The sequence below is a fragment of the Bacillus sp. GW823-FHT06B01 genome, assembly GCF_058952315.1.
This window is the reverse complement of record NZ_JBXAHR010000001.1, coordinates 1,273,733-1,293,502: the sequence shown is the minus strand read 5'-3', so window position 1 is coordinate 1,293,502 and position 19,770 is coordinate 1,273,733. Positions and strand designations below refer to the sequence as shown.

General features: G+C 33.5%; 19 protein-coding genes. 14 read left to right on the top strand and 5 right to left on the bottom strand.

Annotated elements, in window-relative coordinates:
* The first annotated feature begins 213 nt into the window (after positions 1 to 213).
* The 3 genes from AC1Q8N_RS06705 to AC1Q8N_RS06695 all read left to right on the top strand — a co-directional run bounded on the left by AC1Q8N_RS06705 (position 214) and on the right by AC1Q8N_RS06695 (position 3,738).
* Positions 214 to 2,775, top strand: coding sequence for a glycosyltransferase (locus AC1Q8N_RS06705; RefSeq protein ID WP_048543216.1), 2,562 nt, complete (start codon positions 214 to 216; stop codon positions 2,773 to 2,775).
* A 205-nt stretch (positions 2,776 to 2,980) separates the two neighbouring features.
* Complete coding sequence (locus AC1Q8N_RS06700; RefSeq protein WP_048543215.1) at positions 2,981 to 3,202, top strand: hypothetical protein; 222 nt, start codon at positions 2,981 to 2,983, stop codon at positions 3,200 to 3,202.
* Positions 3,203 to 3,291: 89 nt separating this feature from the next.
* Positions 3,292 to 3,738 (top strand): DUF6376 family protein, encoded by a 447-nt coding sequence (locus AC1Q8N_RS06695; RefSeq protein WP_048543214.1) that lies wholly within the window; start codon positions 3,292 to 3,294, stop codon positions 3,736 to 3,738.
* 89 nt (positions 3,739 to 3,827) lie between these two features.
* Here the strand turns inward: AC1Q8N_RS06695 and AC1Q8N_RS06690 are convergent, their stop codons facing one another.
* Complete coding sequence (locus tag AC1Q8N_RS06690) at positions 3,828 to 4,829, bottom strand: S66 family peptidase (RefSeq protein ID WP_098049241.1); 1,002 nt, start codon at positions 4,827 to 4,829, stop codon at positions 3,828 to 3,830.
* 187 nt (positions 4,830 to 5,016) lie between these two features.
* Here AC1Q8N_RS06690 and AC1Q8N_RS06685 point away from each other — a divergent pair, with 187 nt between their 5' ends.
* Together AC1Q8N_RS06685 and AC1Q8N_RS06680 are read left to right on the top strand one after the other, a co-directional pair.
* Positions 5,017 to 5,970 carry a D-alanyl-D-alanine carboxypeptidase family protein gene (locus AC1Q8N_RS06685; RefSeq protein WP_098079451.1) on the top strand — a complete coding sequence of 318 codons (954 nt, stop codon included), beginning with the start codon at positions 5,017 to 5,019 and terminating at the stop codon, positions 5,968 to 5,970.
* Positions 5,971 to 6,215: 245 nt separating this feature from the next.
* Positions 6,216 to 6,818 (top strand): nitroreductase family protein, encoded by a 603-nt coding sequence (locus tag AC1Q8N_RS06680; RefSeq protein ID WP_170957034.1) that lies wholly within the window; start codon positions 6,216 to 6,218, stop codon positions 6,816 to 6,818.
* Between the two features lie 41 nt (positions 6,819 to 6,859).
* On the opposite strand, the gene AC1Q8N_RS06675 is transcribed toward AC1Q8N_RS06680, so the two are convergent.
* The gene (locus tag AC1Q8N_RS06675) at positions 6,860 to 7,030 is read right to left on the bottom strand and encodes a hypothetical protein (RefSeq protein WP_048543210.1); all 171 of its coding nucleotides are present in this window, start codon (positions 7,028 to 7,030) and stop codon (positions 6,860 to 6,862) included.
* A gap of 710 nt (positions 7,031 to 7,740) precedes the next feature.
* On the opposite strand from AC1Q8N_RS06675, the gene entFM reads away from it, so the two are divergent.
* Entirely contained in the window at positions 7,741 to 9,021 is a 1,281-nt protein-coding gene (gene entFM, locus AC1Q8N_RS06670; protein ID WP_000755539.1) for an enterotoxin EntFM, read from the top strand.
* 98 nt (positions 9,022 to 9,119) lie between these two features.
* On the opposite strand, the gene AC1Q8N_RS06665 is transcribed toward entFM, so the two are convergent.
* Complete coding sequence (locus AC1Q8N_RS06665; RefSeq protein WP_048543208.1) at positions 9,120 to 9,884, bottom strand: alpha/beta fold hydrolase; 765 nt, start codon at positions 9,882 to 9,884, stop codon at positions 9,120 to 9,122.
* Positions 9,885 to 10,124: 240 nt separating this feature from the next.
* On the opposite strand from AC1Q8N_RS06665, the gene AC1Q8N_RS06660 reads away from it, so the two are divergent.
* The 3 genes from AC1Q8N_RS06660 (at position 10,125) to hitS (ending at position 13,721) form a co-directional block, all read left to right on the top strand.
* On the top strand, positions 10,125 to 11,885 hold the full coding sequence (locus AC1Q8N_RS06660) for an ABC transporter ATP-binding protein (protein ID WP_048543207.1): 1,761 nt from the start codon (positions 10,125 to 10,127) through the stop codon (positions 11,883 to 11,885).
* Positions 11,886 to 11,973: 88 nt separating this feature from the next.
* Positions 11,974 to 12,651, top strand: a complete 678-nt coding sequence (gene hitR / locus AC1Q8N_RS06655) for an envelope stress response regulator transcription factor HitR (RefSeq protein ID WP_048543206.1) — start codon at positions 11,974 to 11,976, stop codon at positions 12,649 to 12,651.
* Positions 12,648 to 13,721, top strand: coding sequence for an envelope stress sensor histidine kinase HitS (hitS, locus tag AC1Q8N_RS06650; protein ID WP_048543205.1), 1,074 nt, complete (start codon positions 12,648 to 12,650; stop codon positions 13,719 to 13,721). The genes hitR and hitS overlap by 4 nt, the downstream gene beginning before the upstream one ends.
* Positions 13,722 to 13,745: 24 nt before the next feature.
* Here the strand turns inward: hitS and AC1Q8N_RS06645 are convergent, their stop codons facing one another.
* Positions 13,746 to 14,333 (bottom strand): DUF3139 domain-containing protein, encoded by a 588-nt coding sequence (locus tag AC1Q8N_RS06645; protein ID WP_048543204.1) that lies wholly within the window; start codon positions 14,331 to 14,333, stop codon positions 13,746 to 13,748.
* 199 nt (positions 14,334 to 14,532) lie between these two features.
* Between AC1Q8N_RS06645 and AC1Q8N_RS06640 the strand changes: the two genes are divergently transcribed.
* From AC1Q8N_RS06640 to AC1Q8N_RS06625, 4 genes are all read left to right on the top strand, one after another.
* On the top strand, positions 14,533 to 15,252 hold the full coding sequence (locus AC1Q8N_RS06640) for a 3-ketoacyl-ACP reductase (protein WP_000818985.1): 720 nt from the start codon (positions 14,533 to 14,535) through the stop codon (positions 15,250 to 15,252).
* A gap of 149 nt (positions 15,253 to 15,401) precedes the next feature.
* Positions 15,402 to 16,073, top strand: a complete 672-nt coding sequence (locus tag AC1Q8N_RS06635; protein WP_098079453.1) for an O-methyltransferase — start codon at positions 15,402 to 15,404, stop codon at positions 16,071 to 16,073.
* Positions 16,074 to 16,204: 131 nt separating this feature from the next.
* Positions 16,205 to 17,077: an aminoglycoside 6-adenylyltransferase gene (locus tag AC1Q8N_RS06630; protein WP_493521133.1), complete on the top strand. Its 873-nt coding sequence runs from the start codon at positions 16,205 to 16,207 to the stop codon at positions 17,075 to 17,077.
* A gap of 117 nt (positions 17,078 to 17,194) precedes the next feature.
* Positions 17,195 to 18,022, top strand: coding sequence for a peptidoglycan-N-acetylglucosamine deacetylase (locus AC1Q8N_RS06625; protein WP_048543200.1), 828 nt, complete (start codon positions 17,195 to 17,197; stop codon positions 18,020 to 18,022).
* Positions 18,023 to 18,110: 88 nt separating this feature from the next.
* Here the strand turns inward: AC1Q8N_RS06625 and AC1Q8N_RS06620 are convergent, their stop codons facing one another.
* Positions 18,111 to 18,719 (bottom strand): NUDIX hydrolase, encoded by a 609-nt coding sequence (locus AC1Q8N_RS06620; protein WP_048543199.1) that lies wholly within the window; start codon positions 18,717 to 18,719, stop codon positions 18,111 to 18,113.
* An 81-nt stretch (positions 18,720 to 18,800) separates the two neighbouring features.
* On the opposite strand from AC1Q8N_RS06620, the gene AC1Q8N_RS06615 reads away from it, so the two are divergent.
* On the top strand, positions 18,801 to 19,439 hold the full coding sequence (locus tag AC1Q8N_RS06615; RefSeq protein ID WP_098642828.1) for a pyridoxamine 5'-phosphate oxidase family protein: 639 nt from the start codon (positions 18,801 to 18,803) through the stop codon (positions 19,437 to 19,439).
* Positions 19,440 to 19,770 lie beyond the last annotated feature (331 nt).

Genomic DNA, 19,770 nt, shown 5'->3' with positions numbered 1-19,770 from the left:
TCGTTTTATTTGTCTTACATTATTTTATGATAGAAATCAAATGTATAAAAAACAGCTAATCAAATACTTAAATTATTGAATATGTATATTTTGGAGTGAAAAGTAGGATATTTTGTTATGGGCTTGCATAAAAGTATAAAGGTTTCATACGGTTTAAGTAATGTGATATTATGTCGCGTATATAAATAATATGCGAAAAGGTGGAGGGAAAAGATGGGGAATCGTTTTGAAAAAAGTGAAGAGGCGATAGAGCGAATTCCGTTGGTAAGTGTATTAATTCCTACTTATAATCGTCCTGGCTACTTTGAAAAAGCATTGTGTAGTGTATTACAACAAACATATTCTAATATAGAAATTATTGTTGGAGATGATAGCACGAATGACGAAACGGAAAATGTGTTACAAAAATACTTATGTGATCATTCAAATATTATTTATATAAAAAACAGGTCAACTCTCGGACAATTTGAAAATGCGCTAATGTTATTTAATGAAGCGAACGGTGAGTATATAAATTTTTTAATGGATGATGATATATTTCATATGAATAAAATTGAAAAAATGATGAAGTATTTTTTCAATGATTTAGATAATGAAATCAAGCTTGTAACATCTCATCGTCAAGTAATTGATGATAAAGGGAAAGAACTACGACATATTTATTCAACTGTCCGTTTATTTGAAGAGGATACGATTATAGAGGGAACAGAATTAGGAAATAGGGTAATTGTGGATCAAAAAAATTATATTGGAGAACCGACAACAGTTTTATTTCGTAAAAATGATTTACAAGAACCGTATGGGATTTTTGATAAGAGGAGGTATCTATGTAATGTAGATATAGCCTCATGGTTATCTTTATTAAGTAAAGGAAAAGCAGTATATATAGCAGAGACACTTAGTTACTTCCGATTACATTCAGGTCAACAGTTGAATGAATCTAATAAACTTATGGATGGAGTAGAGGATTTTTCACATAGTATTATAGTTGGAGAAAAGTATGGTTTTTTATCTACTGAAAAAGAGTTATATAAAGCGATAACTAATTTCCTAGACTATGCAAAAAAATTAGTTCCATCATCAATATTATATACATTAGACTACTACCGACAAATTAAGCGAAAGGAAATAAATATAGAAAAGAAAAAACAGTATCGGAATAACAACTCTCATTTACCGAAAGTCAGTATACTTATTCCTGCCTATAATAAACCTCATTACTTGGAATTAGCTCTCAAAAGTGCTTTGAATCAAACATATGAAAATATTGAAATAATAATTTCTGACGATAGTACAAACGGTGAAATTCAAGCGATGATCCAACTATATTTAAGTGAATATGAATGTATTACATATGTTAAAAATAAACCTCGATTAGAAGCAGAGAACTTTAATAAGTGTATAGAACTTGCAAATGGAGATTATATAAACTTTTTATTAGATGATGACTTATTTCATCCTGAAAAGATTAAAAGAATGATGAACTGTTTTTTTAGACTAGAAAACATTTCATTTGTGACGTCATATCGGGAATTAATTGATGAGAATGGAAAAGTATTACCACCATCAACATTGAATATGAAAATTGCAAAAGAAACTACACTTTTTAAAGGGAAAGAATTAGGTAATTATATGTTAAAAAACTTAAAAAATGTAGTTGGTGAGCCTACAACAGTTCTGTTTAATCGGAAATTTTTTGAAGGGGCTTTTGGGTGTTTTAAGGGAAAGGGTTATTCAGCTATTAATGACATTGCAACATGGCTAGATATGATGAAGAAAGGAAATGTAGTTTATATAGAGGAACCTCTTAGTTATTTTAGACAACATGGTGGGAAAAATCAAAAACAAATGCAATTTACATTAAGGGCAATTGAAGAATGGACTGAATTAATAATAGATGCATATAATAGTGGGTTTTTAAATCGTGAGCAAGATTATAAAACGTGTTTAACTCATTGTTTGGAAAATGTGGTGTCAATAATTAAGGATGCGGTAAAAAATGGACAATTAAATCAAATTGATAATGAAAAGATGGAGAGGGAATTAAATAAGTTAGTTAATCGTATATTTGAGGAAGAAGTATGCTATTGTCAATTTTGCAATCAACAATTTGAAAAATTTTCTCCTTGGCCAGAACATTATGATTTTCCAAAATATAAATTTGAGATGTGGAATAAAGATACGGGAATTTGTTCGGTATGTGATTCGATGGATCGTGAAAGGTTATATCGTGTATATATTGAAATGGAAACGGAGTTATTAAGTGGAAATGATACTATGCTTCATATTGCACCTGAAGCGAAGTTAAGAAGTTGGTTTGCCCAGTATAAAAACATTACATATGTATGTGGAGATATTGAACCAAAGGATCCATTAATGCAGGAAATTGATGTTACTAGAATTCCATATGAAAATGATACATTTGATGTGATTTTATGTGGTCATGTATTACAGCACGTTCAAGATGATGAAAAAGCGATGAGAGAGTTATATAGAGTATTAAAGACAAATGGATGGGGAATTATTCAAGCGCCAATCGTAATGAATGTAGATAGTATTATAGAGAATGAATTAATTTTAACGCCAAAATTGAGAAGATTAGCTTTTGGTCATGAAGAACATGTAAGGATTTATAATCGATCAGGATTTATACAACGATTAATGAATGTAGGATTTAAGGTGGAATTGTATAACATAGCTGAAAAACAAGGAATGAGAAGTGCTAGGAAATTTGGTTTATCTGAAACTGATGTACTCTATATTGTCCGGAAATGAAGAATTGAGGGGAATTGAAATAATTCGCATAATACGGATTATGGGCAGTTAAATCGAAGTTTTGAAGAAGCATTAACCTTAAAAAAAGAATTAATGCTTCTTATTTTAATTATAGAGCGATGTGCATCTTATTTTTAGGTTTTAAATTTAGCTGACAAAGGCAATACTGAGCCATAGTGAATGTAAAGTTGGAGGGCGAGCGTATATGTTTGATGAGGATGGGATTGTTTTAATTATGGAACCAGCTGATGAAAGAAACTTGAGGAGATTTATTTTTTCGGTGCCAAAGTCAGTGTATGAAAAAAAGGGGCTTACATTACACTATGGAGCAGCTATAGGACAAGGATATATGGATATAATTGAAGATATTATTAGCGTACACATAGAAGTAGATGTGGTAACGATTATAGGACATGTAAGAGTCTAGATAGTTATTTAAAAAAGGGTATAGGCAATTTGGCTAGAAGTTATGATAGAGAAAATTGTAGACAATTATAAAGACGAAGGGAGTCTAAAATGAAAATCAAATCAATTTTATTAGTATTTATAGTTTCAATTGGTTTAATGGGATGTTCACTAGTAGAGCAAGGAAAGAACTCTTTAGATTATGCTCAGAAAGCGACAGACTACGTAAATGAAATAAGTGCATTTGCAAATGATGCACCAGCATTAGCTGAAAAAGCCGTTAATGATAGCGAAGCTCGAAAAGAATTAGAAACGAAGCTTAGTGAAATTAAAAAAGATATACCCGCTTTCAATGAATTAACGCCACCTGATGTAGCAAAGGATCTTCATCAGCAAATCGTCGGATATAACGAAAAGTTAAACACATTAATTGATACGGCGATGGCAAAGATAGAAGAAGGTAAAGTGGATGTAGAGCAATTTAAAAACTCTGAGCTTATGCAGACGATAGATCAAGTTCGTGATTTGAAAGACAAGGTTCAAAATTTAGGACAATAATAAAAAGGCTCCGTTTGTGATGAACGGAGCTTTTTTCTGTTTTCTAATGGAAAGTTTATAATATTTTCTTCCTATAATATAAGTGTTTTTTATATCTTCCATTGTTCTAAAATATGTATTGTTTTATTAGTTGCATCCATGTTCACTTGAGCACCTATCGGCATAGTGATCATCGGATGGGTATGACAACAATCAAAGTCAGCTAATAAAGGAATTCTTTGATTTTGTAGTACTTCTAATAATATTTCATAAGGTTTGCGATTTGTACCACAATCATCAAACTGCTCATGTTTTCCAAGAATAATACCTGAAACTTTATCAAATACGCCGTTAACTTTAAGTAATGAAAAGCTTCTTTCAATAGTAGCTGCATCTTTTGAACTATCCTCAATAAATAAAATATCCCCATTTTGAATACATGGCATATAAGGACTACCCCAAATTCCTTCTATTGTATTTAAGTTCCCTCCAATAATACGTCCAGTAGCTTGTCCATTTGTTACGGAAATCCAATTATTTGGTTTAAGTTCTTTTTCTTTCGTTTTCACTTCCCAATTAATAAATTCATCTGACCAAAATAAAGGCTGTTTTATGTTGTAAGGAAGCGATTGATCATGTAGTAATGTTTCTACAAAATAATTGTATGTATAATCTACAAAAGGCTCAAATTCTCCAAAGGAGGGGACGAGTGCCGGACCGTAAAATGTAGGGATTCCTGTTTTGGCATAAATTCCTAGCAATAAAGCTGTTGCATCTGAATAGCCAATCATTATTTTAGGGTTATTTTGAAAAGCATCATAATCAATATAAGGTAATAAGGAATTGGAATTCATACCGCCAATTGTTGACATAATACAAGATACATTAGGATTCCTTATTAAAGCATTCAGTTCCTCGGCACGCTCTTGTATACTGCCGGAGCGATAATAATCATATCGACCTGTTAGTGAACCTTCTAATATGTGAAATCCTTTCTTTTGTAAATAAGATTTCGCTCGTTCAAATCTTTTAGGAGAAGTGTAGGTTGCTGGTGAAGAGGGCGAATAAATGCCGATTGTGTCTCCGTATTTTAATGGTTTTGGAAGTAGCATCGTAAGAATCCTTTCTATTGAATTATGAGTTTCTAATATTTATCATTGAATATTCTTATATTTCGGTATTATTAGTGTAACATAAATGTATTAGATGAATAAATATGCTTTTTACCTTGACGATATAAAGTAATTATTGTTATGGTTAAACGTGAGTGTATAAAAGGTTTGCTAAAGGAGTTTTGAAATGAAGCGGTTAAAATGGGGAAGGCTGACGATCCTAGTAGTCATTATTTTAGGGATATGTTGGTTCTTATTCCAAGGAACTCAAAAGAGTGCAACAAATATAGAGGGACAACCTTTACAGGTGGCAGAACTACCTAAAACAGGATTAGCTGAAAAAGTAGTGCCACCAAAGTACATACCACCGAAAATTGATGCAAAAGCAGCTATGATTATTGATGCGAGTAATGGAGAAGTTATTTATCAACATAATGAAAAAGAAGCTTTTGCGCCAGCAAGCATGTCTAAGATGATGACAGCGTATCTTCTATTAGAAAATGTACATAATGGGAAAATTCGCTGGGAAGATCCGGTGAAAATGAGTACGAAAGCGGCACAAACAGAGGGTGCGAGAATCCCAGTCCAAGTGAATGACACATTGACTGTTAAAGATTTGTACCATGCATTAATGATTGAATCGGCAAATAATTCGGCTGTAGCTTTAGCAGAACATATGGCTAAGACGGAGAAAGATTTCGTTCAGCTTATGAATGCAAAAGCGAAGGAGTTAAAAATGTCGGGTTATGCTAAATTCGCAAATGCATCAGGACTACAAGAACCTGATGGAAGTGAGACGAAGATGACGGCTGCTGATGTAGCAAACTTGGCGTATCATCTAATAAAAGACTATCCAGAAATATTAGAAGTGACTCACTTACGTCAAAGTCAGTTAGCATTTAATAATATTAATGTTATAAGTACAAATGATATGTTAAACAAAAATAATAAAGCTTTATATATAGAAGGAATAGACGGATTAAAAACAGGATTTACAGATAGCGCGGGGTATTGTTTTACGGGTACAGCAAAACAAGGTGATACTCGTATTATTACTGTTGTAATGGGAACGAAAGGTAAAACGCAGCGTTTTACAGAGACGAACAAGCTAATGTCTTATGCTTTTGGCTTAGTTAATTAAGTGAAATACTGAGTTGGATCATCATATAAGCAAGGCAATTTGTTGTTACTTATTATCGGTAACAATAAATTGCCTTTTTATTGTTAGTATTAGGAAGTGAAAAGGTAAAAAATGTGAGTGTTATTATTTGAGTTTATTATTGTTTGTTGATAGTATAAAGTTAGAAACTTATTAATGATAAGTTTTAAGAGGCGGAACATGATGTATACATATGAAAAAGCCTCAAATGAAAATTGGAGGGAATTATGATGGTAAAAGATTTTTACACAGCAATTGAAGACAGAAGATCTATTTACGCGATTAGTAAAGAGCAAGTAGTTTCTGATGAAAAAATTCAAGAAGTGATTTATCATGCTGTAAAACATACACCTTCAGCTTTTAACTCTCAGAGCGCCCGCGTTGTCGTCTTGCTAGGAGAACAACATGATAAGTTATGGGATATTACGAAAGAAACGTTACGAAAAATTGTACCTGAAAATAACTTTGCATCTACTGAAGAAAAAATGAATGCATTTAAAAGTGGTTATGGAACGGTTTTATACTTTGAAGACAGTCAAGTAGTGGAAGAATTGCAAGAAAACTTTGCATTATACAAAGAGAATTTCCCAACGTGGTCACAGCAATCCTCAGGAATGTTACAATTTGCAATTTGGACAGCTTTAGAAATTGAAGGATTTGGTGCTACATTGCAGCATTACAACCCATTAATTGATGAAGAAGTAAGAAAAGAATGGGGAGTTCCAGAAAACTGGAAACTCACTGCGCAAATGCCGTTTGGTAAACCGGTGGTACCTGCAGGTGAAAAAGAATACCAACCTTTAGAAAATCGTGTAAAAATTTATAAATAATGCGAGATAAAAGGTGAACAGGGATACAACCTGTTCACCTTTTATAAGTAATAAGGATTTTTTTGATAGGAATTTTTCATCTGATCTTTTAATTCATTTTTACGTGTTTCAATAGTTGATATTTTTTGTAAAGTAATAATTGAAACGAATTGAAAAAAAGCAGAGTACAATTCTATATTTTTATTTATAGGATCATCTATTATGTTTTTCATAAATATACCTCCTTTTTTAATCCCAATATTTGCGGGCAATAAGACTTCCCTCTCAAAATTCGATACTACGTGGAGAATACCGACCTGTAAAATTTCGATTGGTTTCCGGGTAGGGTGGATAAAACTTGTATAGATTAAGATACCACTATATATATGATAATATAAATATCCTAAAAATTCCATATGCAGTGAAAAATAGTTAGTGGAATGTACATTTTCGCCAAATTAGAACAGAATTTTTGAAGTTAAATCTTACAAATCGTCAAATCTTTTAAAAGCGATAGATAGTATCAAAAATAGTTTTCTAAAAATATTATACTATTGATAAAAAAAGTATTTTTTGTCATGATAAGAGTATGCTTCATGGAAGGAACTTACTAGGAAATACATTCTTTGCATTGGATTAGATGAATAGAGTTTTTCAAAGTGGATAGAAAATGTATATTAAGATAATGAATGAAATGTCGAATTTTCATTGAAATATATAAGGGAATTGAAAAAAGCATTGCAAAAATACTAAGTTTAATGGTAAAGTTCACATGAAGTTCACACGGAATTCACTTCATTCGTTTAAAATGAACTCTGTGTGAAAAATAAAACTCTTGTTAAAAAATGGAACTTAATGAATATTTTACTTTGATAATATTGTAATGTATTAAGTTTATAAGTTTTTTTAAGAGGATAGTAGGGAAAGGAAGTAAAGACAACTTATGAAAAAAGTAATTGCAGGTTTAGCAGCAGCTTCTGTAGTAGGTGTTGCAGTTCCAGGTATGGATTCTGCTCAGGCACAAGTTTCAAATGAGGCGCTAAAAGAAATTAATGGACAAACTCAAACTCAAACGACTGTAACTGAAACAAAAAAGGTAGAAACAACTTCTGAATTAAAATACACGGTAACAGCTGATGTATTAAATGTACGTTCAGGTGCTGGTACAGGACATAACGTTATTTCTAAAGTGAAATCAGGTCAAGTACTACAAGTAATTGGACAAGAAAACGGTTGGTTCAAAGTAACTGTAAACGGTCAAACTGGTTATGTAAGTGGTGACTTCGTAACGACTGGTGGTAAAACAGGAACTACTGTTCAACAAGGAACTGGTACTTACACAGTAAACGTTTCTTCACTAAACGTACGTACAGGCCCAAGTACATCTCATACAGTATTAGGCTCTGTAAATAAAGGAAAAACAGTACAAGTTGTTGGAGAAGTACAAGATTGGTTTAAAATCAACTTCAATGGTGGAACTGGATACGTAAGCAAAGACTTCGTAACAAAAGGTGGTTCTGCTGTATCTAACGAAACAAAACAACCAACTACAAACAACAATACTACTACAGTTCAAACTGGTGGTTCTTATGTTGTTAACACTGGTGCTTTAAAAGTACGTACAGGCCCAGCTACATACAACGCTGTAATCGGTGGCGTAACACAAGGTAAAGTATTAAACGTTACTGGCGCTGAAAATGGTTGGTACAAAATTAACCATAACGGCCGTACAGGTTACGTAAGTGCAGACTTCGTTAAGTTTGTAAAAGGCGGAGTAAACAACGTTACAAATAACAATAACGTTACAAATAACGTTCAACAACCAGGTAAAGACGTACAAAAACCAACAACAGGTGGAGATACATCTTCAATCGCTGGATTCGCTAGATCTTTAAATGGTTCACCATACAGAACTGCTGGTACAACACCTGCTGGTTTTGACTGCAGTGGATTCATTCACTACGTATTAAATCAAACTGGTCATAAAGGCGCTCGTCAAACAGTTGCTGGATACTGGAGCTCTAAAACAAAAACTAGCAATCCACAACCAGGTGATTTAGTATACTTCCAAAATACTTATAAATCAGGTCCTTCTCACATGGGTGTTTACTTAGGAAACGGTCAGTTCATTAGTGCAGAAACTGATGCAACTGGTGTACGTATTAGTTCTGTAAGTAACTCTTACTGGAGCAAGCACATGTTAGGTTACACAAAAGCATACTAAGAAAAAGTAGTTTATATACTTTTCGTATAGAGAAAAGGCTTTCCAGGGAAACTTGGGAAGCCTTTTTATAGTTGAGTAAATTGGGAATGTAGTAGTTTTTACTGTAACTTCCCATTTAAAAATCGAGCGTATAGGTCATGAAAGTAGTTCGGACGAAATAAGTTTGCTGCATGTCCTGCTAACGGTATTTCTTTATATAAAACGTTAGGAAGAACGGACTTTAAATCAAAAAGACAAGATTTATAGAGATGATCATGTTCACCCATTACCCATAATATAGGGTGGGTAAGTGATTTTAATTTAGATTTTAAATCGAATTCTAAACGATGCCGTAATGATTGGGAAATAATTGATGAATGTAATTGCAATCCGAAACGGTAATAAATATTTCTTGAAATGACTGCGAACGGATTTGCCTTTAATATGCCACTTGGAAAAATGGTATTTGCATATTGAGAGAGCCATTTAGAGTATTCGTCTCCGCGCTTCTCCCAAAATTTTTGAAATACGTTATATAAAAGGGATGGATTATTATAATGTCCACCAATATGACAAATGCTTAATACTTTTTCTGGGTGCATTTGTGCAAAAATTGTAGAGATATAACAGCCATAACTTAGAGCGCAAATATGAGCTTTTGTAATACCTTCTTTTTCATATAATTTCAATAGTTGATCTACGAGGCGCTGTAATGAAAATTCGATAGCTTCTCCTTTATCGTCGCCGTGACCTAATAAGTCATAAGTAATAATGTTGTAAGAGGCGGAAAATCGCTTATGCTCTTTTTTGAAGGCACGACGATTACCGACTAATCCATGAATAAAAATGATTGTTTCCTTTTCGGAATGTATATTTGTTTGCAAAAAGGATACTCCTTTCAATAACGGGAGATTTATACAGTATTGTAAATTAGTTATCTATAATTCACATAGAATAATATTAAGTACCAGGTAATAATATCAGATATTTATATCTGTTGTAAAGATGCGTTTGTATGTATATTTTGTAAAAACAGAAAAAGTGTGTTTACATTCAGTTTACATTTGTATAGTAATCTACTTTTAGAAAGAACAGTTTGGTTGAACACGAGGAGATGAACAAAAATGGAAGTTAGAAATGAGATGGAGAAAAAAGGGAGCTGGAGGCAGTTTTTACGCCTTATTCAAGATACAAATCCTCCGAAAGGGATTCTTGCTTTTGCATTATTAATGAGTTTGCTTTCTACGGGAGCGAGTTTATTTATTCCGATGTTAACGAAGGGGTTAGTAGATAATTTTTCACTTTCTTCAATTAGTACAGGGCAAATTGTTGGGCTAGTTGCATTCTTTATTATGCAAACTATAGCTGCAGGATTGTCTATATATTTATTAAATTATATTGGACAGAAAATTGTAGCTGGACTGAGAGAACGTTTGTGGAAAAAGGTGCTTATTTTACCGGTAACTTATTATGATCAAAATAGAACAGGCGATACAATTAGTCGTATGACAAATGATACAGGAGTTGTGAAAACGTTAATTTCTGAGCATTTGTCAAATTTATTAACAGGCGGTATTTCAATTGTTGGATCATTAATTGTATTATTTGTTTTAGATTGGAAAATGACACTTTTACTTTTAACGGTTATTCCATTATCAGTACTCATTTTAGTTCCGCTTGGACGAAAAATGTATAAAATTTCAAAAGCACTTCAAGATGAAACAGCATCTTTTACTAGTGTATTAACACAAGTGTTATCAGAAATTCGTTTAGTGAAATCTTCGAACACAGAAAAAAAGGAATATGAAACTGGAAATAAAGGTATTGAAAAGCTATTACAATTTGGTTTGAAAGAGGGAAAAGTGCAAGCGTTAATTTCACCAGTTATGTCGTTTGTTTTAATGGCATTGCTTGTTATTATCGTAGGGTATGGTGGAATGCGAGTTTCTAGCGGTGCATTAACAACAGGAGAACTAGTAGCGTTTATTTTATATTTAGTTCAAATTATAATGCCAATGAGTCAATTATCTATGTTCTTTACACAATTTCAAAAGGCGATTGGTGCAACGGAAAGAATTAATACGATTTTAGAATATGAAGTAGAAGATCATGAAACTGGTGTGAAGGTCACAAATGCTAAGCAGCCGATCGTTCTTGAAAATGTACATTTCGAGTATAACGAAGAAGAGCAAGTTTTAAAGAATATTGATTTCACAATTGAATCAGGAAAAGTAACAGCAATCGTAGGACCAAGTGGTAGCGGGAAAACGACGTTATTCTCACTATTAGAACGTTTTTACGAGCCAACTAGCGGTGCTATTAAATTAGGAAAAGACTCAATTACGAGTTATTCATTGCAATCATGGCGACGTCAAATTGGTTACGTTTCACAAGATAGTCCGTTAATTGATGGGACAATTCTTGATAATATTTGCTACGGTGTTGAGGGTGAAGTGACAGATGCAGAAATTGAAAAAGTAGCAGCGATGGCATATGTTGATGCATTTATTCATGATTTGCCAAACGGATACGCAACAGAAGTTGGAGAACGTGGCGTGAAGCTTTCAGGAGGGCAAAGACAACGAATTGCGATTGCTCGAGCGTTACTTCGAAATCCACAAATTCTTATGTTAGATGAAGCAACTTCCAGTCTAGATAGTAAATCAGAGTCTGTCGTTCAGAAAGCGTTAAATAACTTAATGAAAGGCAGAACAACATTAGTTATTGCACATAGACTTTCTACTGTTGTGGATGCAGATAAAATTATCTTTATAGAAAAAGGGAATCTTACAGGAAGCGGTACACATGATGAATTATTACAGACACATGATATGTATCGTGAATTTGCAACGCAACAATTGAAAATTAAAGAGGGCGTATTATAAAATGAATCATCAGTGGGGTTTTTACTCCACTAATGATTCATTTTTAAAAGTTTTATAAAGGATGCGAATTAGAAAGGAAATGGTTTCTTTGATACCTAACATTTTAATAGTGGACGATGATCCGCATATTAGGGAACTTGTTTCTGTATTTTTAGAACGAGAAGGTTTTCAAACATATGAGGCAATTGATGGACTAGATGCACTTCAGAAAATAGACGAAGTAAAAGTTGATATGGTTATTCTTGATATCATGATGCCGAATATGGATGGATTTGATGTATGTTTTGAATTAAGAAAATACTATGATATCCCTATTTTGATGCTAACTGCTAAAGGAGAAACATCTCAAAAAGTAAAAGGGTTTCATCTTGGTACGGATGATTATCTTGTAAAACCATTTGATCCGATAGAACTAGTAGTGAGAGTTAAGGCGTTATTGAAACGTTACCAAATTACAGTATCGCAATCGATTCAAGTTGGAAATGTACTGTTAAATCGTAAAACATTTGAAGTTACAACCGGAGAACAAACAGTTACGTTACCGCTAAAAGAATTCGAATTGCTATTTACTTTAGGTTCTAAAGCGGGAAGGACATGTTCAAGAGAACAATTAATTGAAGATGTATGGGGATATGATTTTCAAGGAAATGAACGTACACTAGATGTTCATATTAATCGTTTGCGTGAGAAGTTCCGAGAAGAGAAGTCGAAATTTAGTATTAAAACGATAAGAGGCTTAGGGTATCGCTTAGAGGTAAGTAAATGAGAAGAAGAGAGCGAATGAATAAGGTGAAGATACTGAAAGTAATTGGAGCGATAATAGCTCTCTTTTCTTTTCTCACTATAATTTGGTCTATAGCCTTTTATGTATCATCAAGTGTAATGAATGCTCTTGAAATACAAGTATCGCCTTTTATTACTTTTTTAATTAGTGATATGGTCGGCTTTGTATTTATTGTTCTTATTTGGGTATTGATTGGAGTATTAATGAGACCGAAGCGAGAGGCAATGATTTGGACTATTATTGAACCGATACAAAAAATTGCAAAAGGAGACTTCTCCGTAAAAATACGAAATGAAGAGAAGTATGATGGAGAAATTGGTGTGCTCGTAAAAAGCATAAATGATATGACAGATGAACTGAATGCGATGGAGAAAATGCGTCAGGAATTTGTATCGAATGTTTCACATGAAATACAGTCACCATTAACATCTATAAAAGGTTTTGCTAGAGCGCTACAAGACGATAATCTTTCCGAGGAAAAAAGAAAGCATTATCTTACCATTATTGAAACAGAAACGACGAGATTATCCAAACTAAGTCAAAATTTATTGAAACTAACTCTTTTAGAATCGGAAGAGTATACACCAGAAAAAGTGACGTATCGATTAGATCAACAGTTAAAGCAAATTGTATTAAATAGTGAACCGCTCTGGGCTGAAAAAGAAATTGAATTAGAACTTGATTTAGAAAAAGTGCATATAACTGCTGACCAAGAAAGTATGAGTCAAGTTTGGATTAATTTAATTCATAATAGTATTAAATTTACTCCAAGTGGTGGGACAATTACAATCCAGTTACAGGAACATGAGAAATTCGTAGAAATACGTATTCGTGACACGGGTATTGGTATATCTGAAAAACAAAAACAACATATATTTGAACGGTTTTTTAAAGCTGATTCTTCACGAAATCGTGCGTATGGAGGAAGTGGTTTAGGATTAGCGATAGTAAAAAAAGTAGTCGATCTACATCAAGGAGAAATAAAAGTCGAGAGTGAGGAAGGGAATGGTACGGAATTTATTGTTTGTATTCTTAAATATGAAGAAAAGTAGTGTTAGGAGGAGATTCTTCTAACACTATTTCTCTTTAAAAATACATTTCCCGTTACTGCAACTATATTGATAAGCTTTTCCTTCGTTATTCATACGGTATGAATAATGTGATTCTTTATCTTTTGTAAAGTCAACGTATGCTTCTGCACCACTTTTATCATCATCTATATCAATGAATTGAACGTTACGTATAGAATAATCTTTCTGTTCACTTAAACCTTTTTCTTGCAAGTTTGTATGAATCCCGTCTACTAACTCGTCAAACAATGACCAGTTTAAATGAAGGTTTTCAAATGACTCAGTATGTCTTCCTAAAATCCCGTTGTCTTGTATTATTTTTTTATTATTATCGTACGTATAAGAGTATGTAAAATAAGGTTCGTTTGTAAATACTACATCTGCATAATAGCCGATATTATAAAGAGGAGTATATTTTCCGGTTATGCTTTGTATGTCTTTTTGCTTATATCCTTTTATAGTATGGAGATATTCATTAGTATCTTTTTCTATTACTTTATAATGTAGTGGATTACCAAATATAAAGTACAGCGCAAACGATATGATACATAGTCCGACTGCAGTTAGTGACCAGAACCATTTTTTTCTTTTCATACACATACACTCTCCTATGCTGGATTTATTTTTATTTTACATGAATTATGGCAAAAACATGAGACTTATCAATAAAAACTTTCCATAGTTACCTACAAGTAACCTACGCACATGAAAGTGCATCATTGCCTTTTTACATAAATATAGTTACACTTTTAATATAATAATAAACAACTGAGACGATTAAGGAGTGTTATACTTGGCAGAATTATTACAAGGTAAAAATGCTTTAATTACAGGTGCAGGTAGAGGGATTGGTCGTGCTGTAGCGATCGCATTAGCGAAAGAGGGCGTAAATGTAGGTCTTTTAGCTCGTTCAGAAGAAAATTTAAAAGCTGTAGCGAAAGAAGTAGAAGCAGAAGGCGTAAAAGCTGTTATTGCGACTGCTGATGTATCTTCATATGAAGAGGTAACGACTGCAATTGAAACGTTAAAAAATGGTTTAGGATCTATCGATATTTTAATTAATAACGCTGGTATTTCTAAATTCGGTAAGTTTTTAGAACTAGATGTTGCTGATTGGGAAAAAATCATTCAAGTAAACTTAATGGGTGTATACTATGCAACTCGTGCAGCTTTACCAAGCATGATTGAACAACAATCTGGTGATATTATTAACATTTCATCTACAGCAGGACAAAAAGGTGCACCTGTAACAAGTGCATATAGCGCTTCTAAATTTGGTGTTCTTGGCTTAACAGAATCGTTAGCGATGGAAGTTCGCAAACATAACATTCGTGTAACAGCTTTAACTCCAAGTACAGTAGCTACTGATATGGCTGTAGATTTAGGGTTAACTGATGGAAACCCAGATAAAGTAATGCAAGCAGAAGATATTGCAGAGTTTATTGTAGCGCAGCTGAAATTAAATAAACGTACATTTATTAAATCAGCAGGACTTTGGTCTACTAATCCGTAAGGGATAAATTCATAAACAAAAGAAGGGATATTTATTCTGTAATGGAGTAGATGTCCCTTCTTTATTTTTTGTGTATGAGACGTAATTTTCGGTATAATTAAGAGTAAATGGTAGAAAAGCATTGAGAAATTGAAGGGGATGGTATTTACATGAGTACGATTGAGAAATGGACGGCTGTTGATCAATATGTGAGTGATGTATTAATACCGAAAGATTCTACATTAGAAGAAGTTCTTCAAGCAAACGCTGCAGCTAATTTACCAGCACATGATGTATCGCCAACGCAAGGGAAGTTTTTGCAACTATTAGTACAAATTCAAGGAGCTCGAAACATTTTGGAAATTGGTACTCTAGGCGGATATAGCACGATATGGCTTGCAAGGGGATTGCCAACTGGAGGCAGAGTTGTTACATTGGAGGCAAGTGAAAAGCATGCTGAAATTGCACGTAGCAATATTGAGCGTGCCAATTTGAATAATAGAATTGAAGTGCGAACAGGATTAGCTTTAGATTCTTTACAGCAAATCGCAAATGAGAAGTATGAACCATTTGATTTTATTTTTATAGACGCCGATAAACAAAATAATCCTACTTATTTTGAATGGGCACTGAAACTATCACGCCCTGGTACTATAATTATTGGTGATAACGTAGTACGTGAAGGAGAAGTTATTGACAATACGAGTAACGATCCTCGCGTACAAGGGATACGTCGCTTCTATGAATTAATAGCTGCAGAGCCACGTGTAAGTGCTACTGCGCTTCAAACTGTCGGAAGTAAAGGATACGATGGGTTTGTAATGGTAGTCGTAAAAGAATGACGAAAGGTGGTAAAAAGATGAAAAAGATGTTTCAAAAATTATAACATGTATCGTGTACAACACAGCTAGCTCGTGGACCTCCAACATACTTGGAAATATAAGTTTATATAAAAATTGGAGGTTAGGAATAGATGAGAACTGAAAAAGAAATGTTAGACTTAATTATTAGTACAGCAAAAGAGGATGGAAGAATTCGGGCTGTCATCATGAATGGGTCACGTGCAAATCCAAATGTGAAAAAAGATTGTTTTCAAGACTATGATATTATGTATGTTGTAAATGATATACAATCTTTTACGTCTAATCATAATTGGATTCAGAGATTTGGAGAAATAATGATTGTACAAATGCCGGAAGAAATGTCATTAGTTCCAGCAGATGAAGACGGGAAATTTCCATATTTAATGCAGTTTATGGATGGGAACCGAATTGATTTAACGTTAGTTCCCGTTGAGTTGATACATACATTCGTTGGGCAAGATAGTTTAAGTAAACTGCTTCTTGATAAAGATAATTGTATTGACGAATTTCCACCAGCAAGCGATAGGGACTACTTAATAAAAAAGCCTACAGAAAAAGAGTTTTTAGATTGCTGTAATGAATTTTGGTGGTGTAGTACGAATGTAGGGAAAGGACTATGGAGAGAAGAACTTTCTTATGCGAAAGGGATGCTTGATGGTCCAGTACGAGATATGTTCATCGTAATGCTAGAATGGCATATTGGTATGAAAACAGACTTTACAGGTAATGCAGGAAAGTTTGGGAAGCATTTCGAGCAATATATTGAAAAAGATATGTGGGAGCAATTTAAAAGAACTTTTTCTAATGCAGAATATGAAAACATATGGGAGTCATTCTTTATCATGGGTAATTTATTTAGGGAAGTAGCGAATGAAATTGCTAACACATATGGATATCAATACCCGCAAGGTGATGATGACAGAGTGACGAGCTATTTAAAACATGTAAAAGCTTTGCCGAAAGATAGTGCATCGATTTATTAATTGTATAAAGCAGTAAGACTGTCCAAATTATGGACAGTCTTATTTTTGTTCATGAATAATAATTTCTCTAACAAAGTGCAGATGAATCACATATGAAATTTTAGGGAGGTTTTTATCATGTATTATTTTTATTCGTCAGAAATGTTTGCCCCATATGAATGGGGACTAGAACGAGATGTTTCGTACGCCTATATGCCATATAACTCATTTTATTATGGAGACTATATAAGCTCATTGCCATACGCATATATCCCTCAAAACTATACAGTACAAATGAAAGCATATGAGCGTGGATCGTGGACACCATTTTCATGGGTCGAAAAATATGCGTACGCATTTTCAGGGCCGTACAATAAAGCGGAAGTAGCTCTTACATTTGATGATGGACCAGATTTAGAATTTACGCCGAAAATTTTAGATAAGTTAAAACAACATAATGTGAAGGCGACTTTCTTCTTGCTTGGTGAAAACGCAGAAAAGTATCCGAATGTAGTAAAACGTATTGCGAATGAAGGGCATGTAATTGGTAATCATACGTATAGCCATCCGAATTTAGCGAAAGTAACTGATGCTGAGTACCGTAATCAAATTATAAAAACAGAAGAAATATTAAATCGTTTAGCTGGTTATGCACCGAAGTTTATACGTCCACCGTACGGTGAAATACTTGAAAATCAATTGAAATGGGCGACAGAGCAAAACTTTATGATTGTACAGTGGAGTGTTGATACGGTTGATTGGAAAGGAGTAAGCGCTGATACGATTACAAATAATGTGTTAGGGAATTCATTTCCTGGCAGTGTCATCCTTCAGCATTCAACCCCAGGTGGGCATTTACAAGGATCTGTAGAGGCGCTAGATAAATTTATTCCGCAGTTAAAAACGAAAGGGGCACGCTTTGTAACGCTGCCAAGTATGTTTCAAACATCGAAAGAGAGAAAATGAAGTGGAGTTTAAATCAGTCGGGTATTGTCAATCATCCACTATTAAGAATAGGACTCCCAAGTATTTTAAAATGGGAGTCCTATTTTGTTTATAAACTATTATTTTTTAGTAATTCTTTTCCTTGTTCTACAACGAATTCATAGTATGCAAGATCATATGGATAAATATCTTCAAATTTTATCGTTATCGGCTTATTGTTTAAAACAGAAATAGCTGTAAAAGATGAAATCTCTCTTTTTAATAGTTGTAGAAAAGAAGTTGCATGTACTTTCATCACATCATCTACTTCTTCACCTGGTGCGAATGGAAGTGGATTGATGACATTGTGAAAATACATATGGCAAAACTCGCGATCCGTAAGATTTGAAATTTCATAATCTATTGTAAAGATTCCTTTGTATGCTAGATCAGTAGTTTGAAAGGAAAGCCCTAATTCTTCCTCAATTTCACGAAGGCCACCAATTTGTACATCTTCATCATGCATAATATGTCCAGCTGAAGTAATATCCCATATACATGGAGCTTCTTTTTTATTTTTAGAGCGTAATTGGAAATATAAGAACATATCTTCATCATCTTTTTCTACAAACCAACAATGAAATGTTTCGTGCCAATCACCGTCACGGTGCACTTCATCACGTAATTTCTTCCCAAGTGTATTTCTTTCAGAATCAAATATTGTTAACCACTCTGTCATTTTAATTCCCCTTTCTGCAAATTTTATTATACAATAATCGTATTGAATTTTGGGAAAATAAAGAAAAAGGGGTCGTTATTAGTGGGAATAGAAAGTAAGAAAATAAAATCGATTATTTCAACAGAGGAAGAATTACGGGGAATATTGGGGCAACCAAGTGAACGAGCTTTAAAAAAAGTTATTTCATCATTAGACCACCATTGCGTAGACTTTCTGTCTAAATCTCCTTTTTTAGTATTATCTACGGCAAATAAATTAGGAGAGTGTGACGCCTCGCCGAGAGGAGATGCACCTGGATTTGTATACGTACTCAATAATAAAAAAATTATCATTCCAGAAAGACCAGGAAATCGTCGTATAGACTCCATTTTGAATATTATTTCCAATCCACGTGTAGGATTAATCTTTTTCATTCCAGGTCTTGGGGAGACACTCAGAATAAATGGCCGAGCGTATATAACAAACGACGAAGAAATTTTGCGAAAAATGCAGGTAAATGGACGCAATCCGCTACTTGGAATTGTTGTTGAAATAGAGGAATGCTATATTCATTGCGCGAAAGCTTTTATTCGTTCAAAAATGTGGGATTCAGAGTCATGGCTAAATAAAAAAGAGTTACCTTCAGCAGCAAAAATGTTGCTGGAGCATGCAAAAGTGAATGCTTCAGAAGAAGATGTTGCACGTTCTTTAGAAGAAAGTTATACGAAAAGATTGTATTAAAAAAACTTTATTAATATATCTTTGTAAGGTGGATATTTACGCATTTTAGAATGGGATATTTATATATGAACTGTGGATTTACAAAATGAAGAAATAACAAAATAGGTAAATCGGGCGGCAATTGTAAAATGTTATTGTGAAATATAATAAAAAATGATTTTGAAAATAGTTAGTAAAAATAGGCTTGCTTTTTAAAAAGTTGATAACTATAATAAGTTAACAAATAGACATGAACGAAAAGTAACGATAAGGATATGAAATCATTTTTACGGTTTACAGAGAGGGAAGCCAAGGGTGTGAGCTTCCTAACACGAGAAATGATTTTACCACC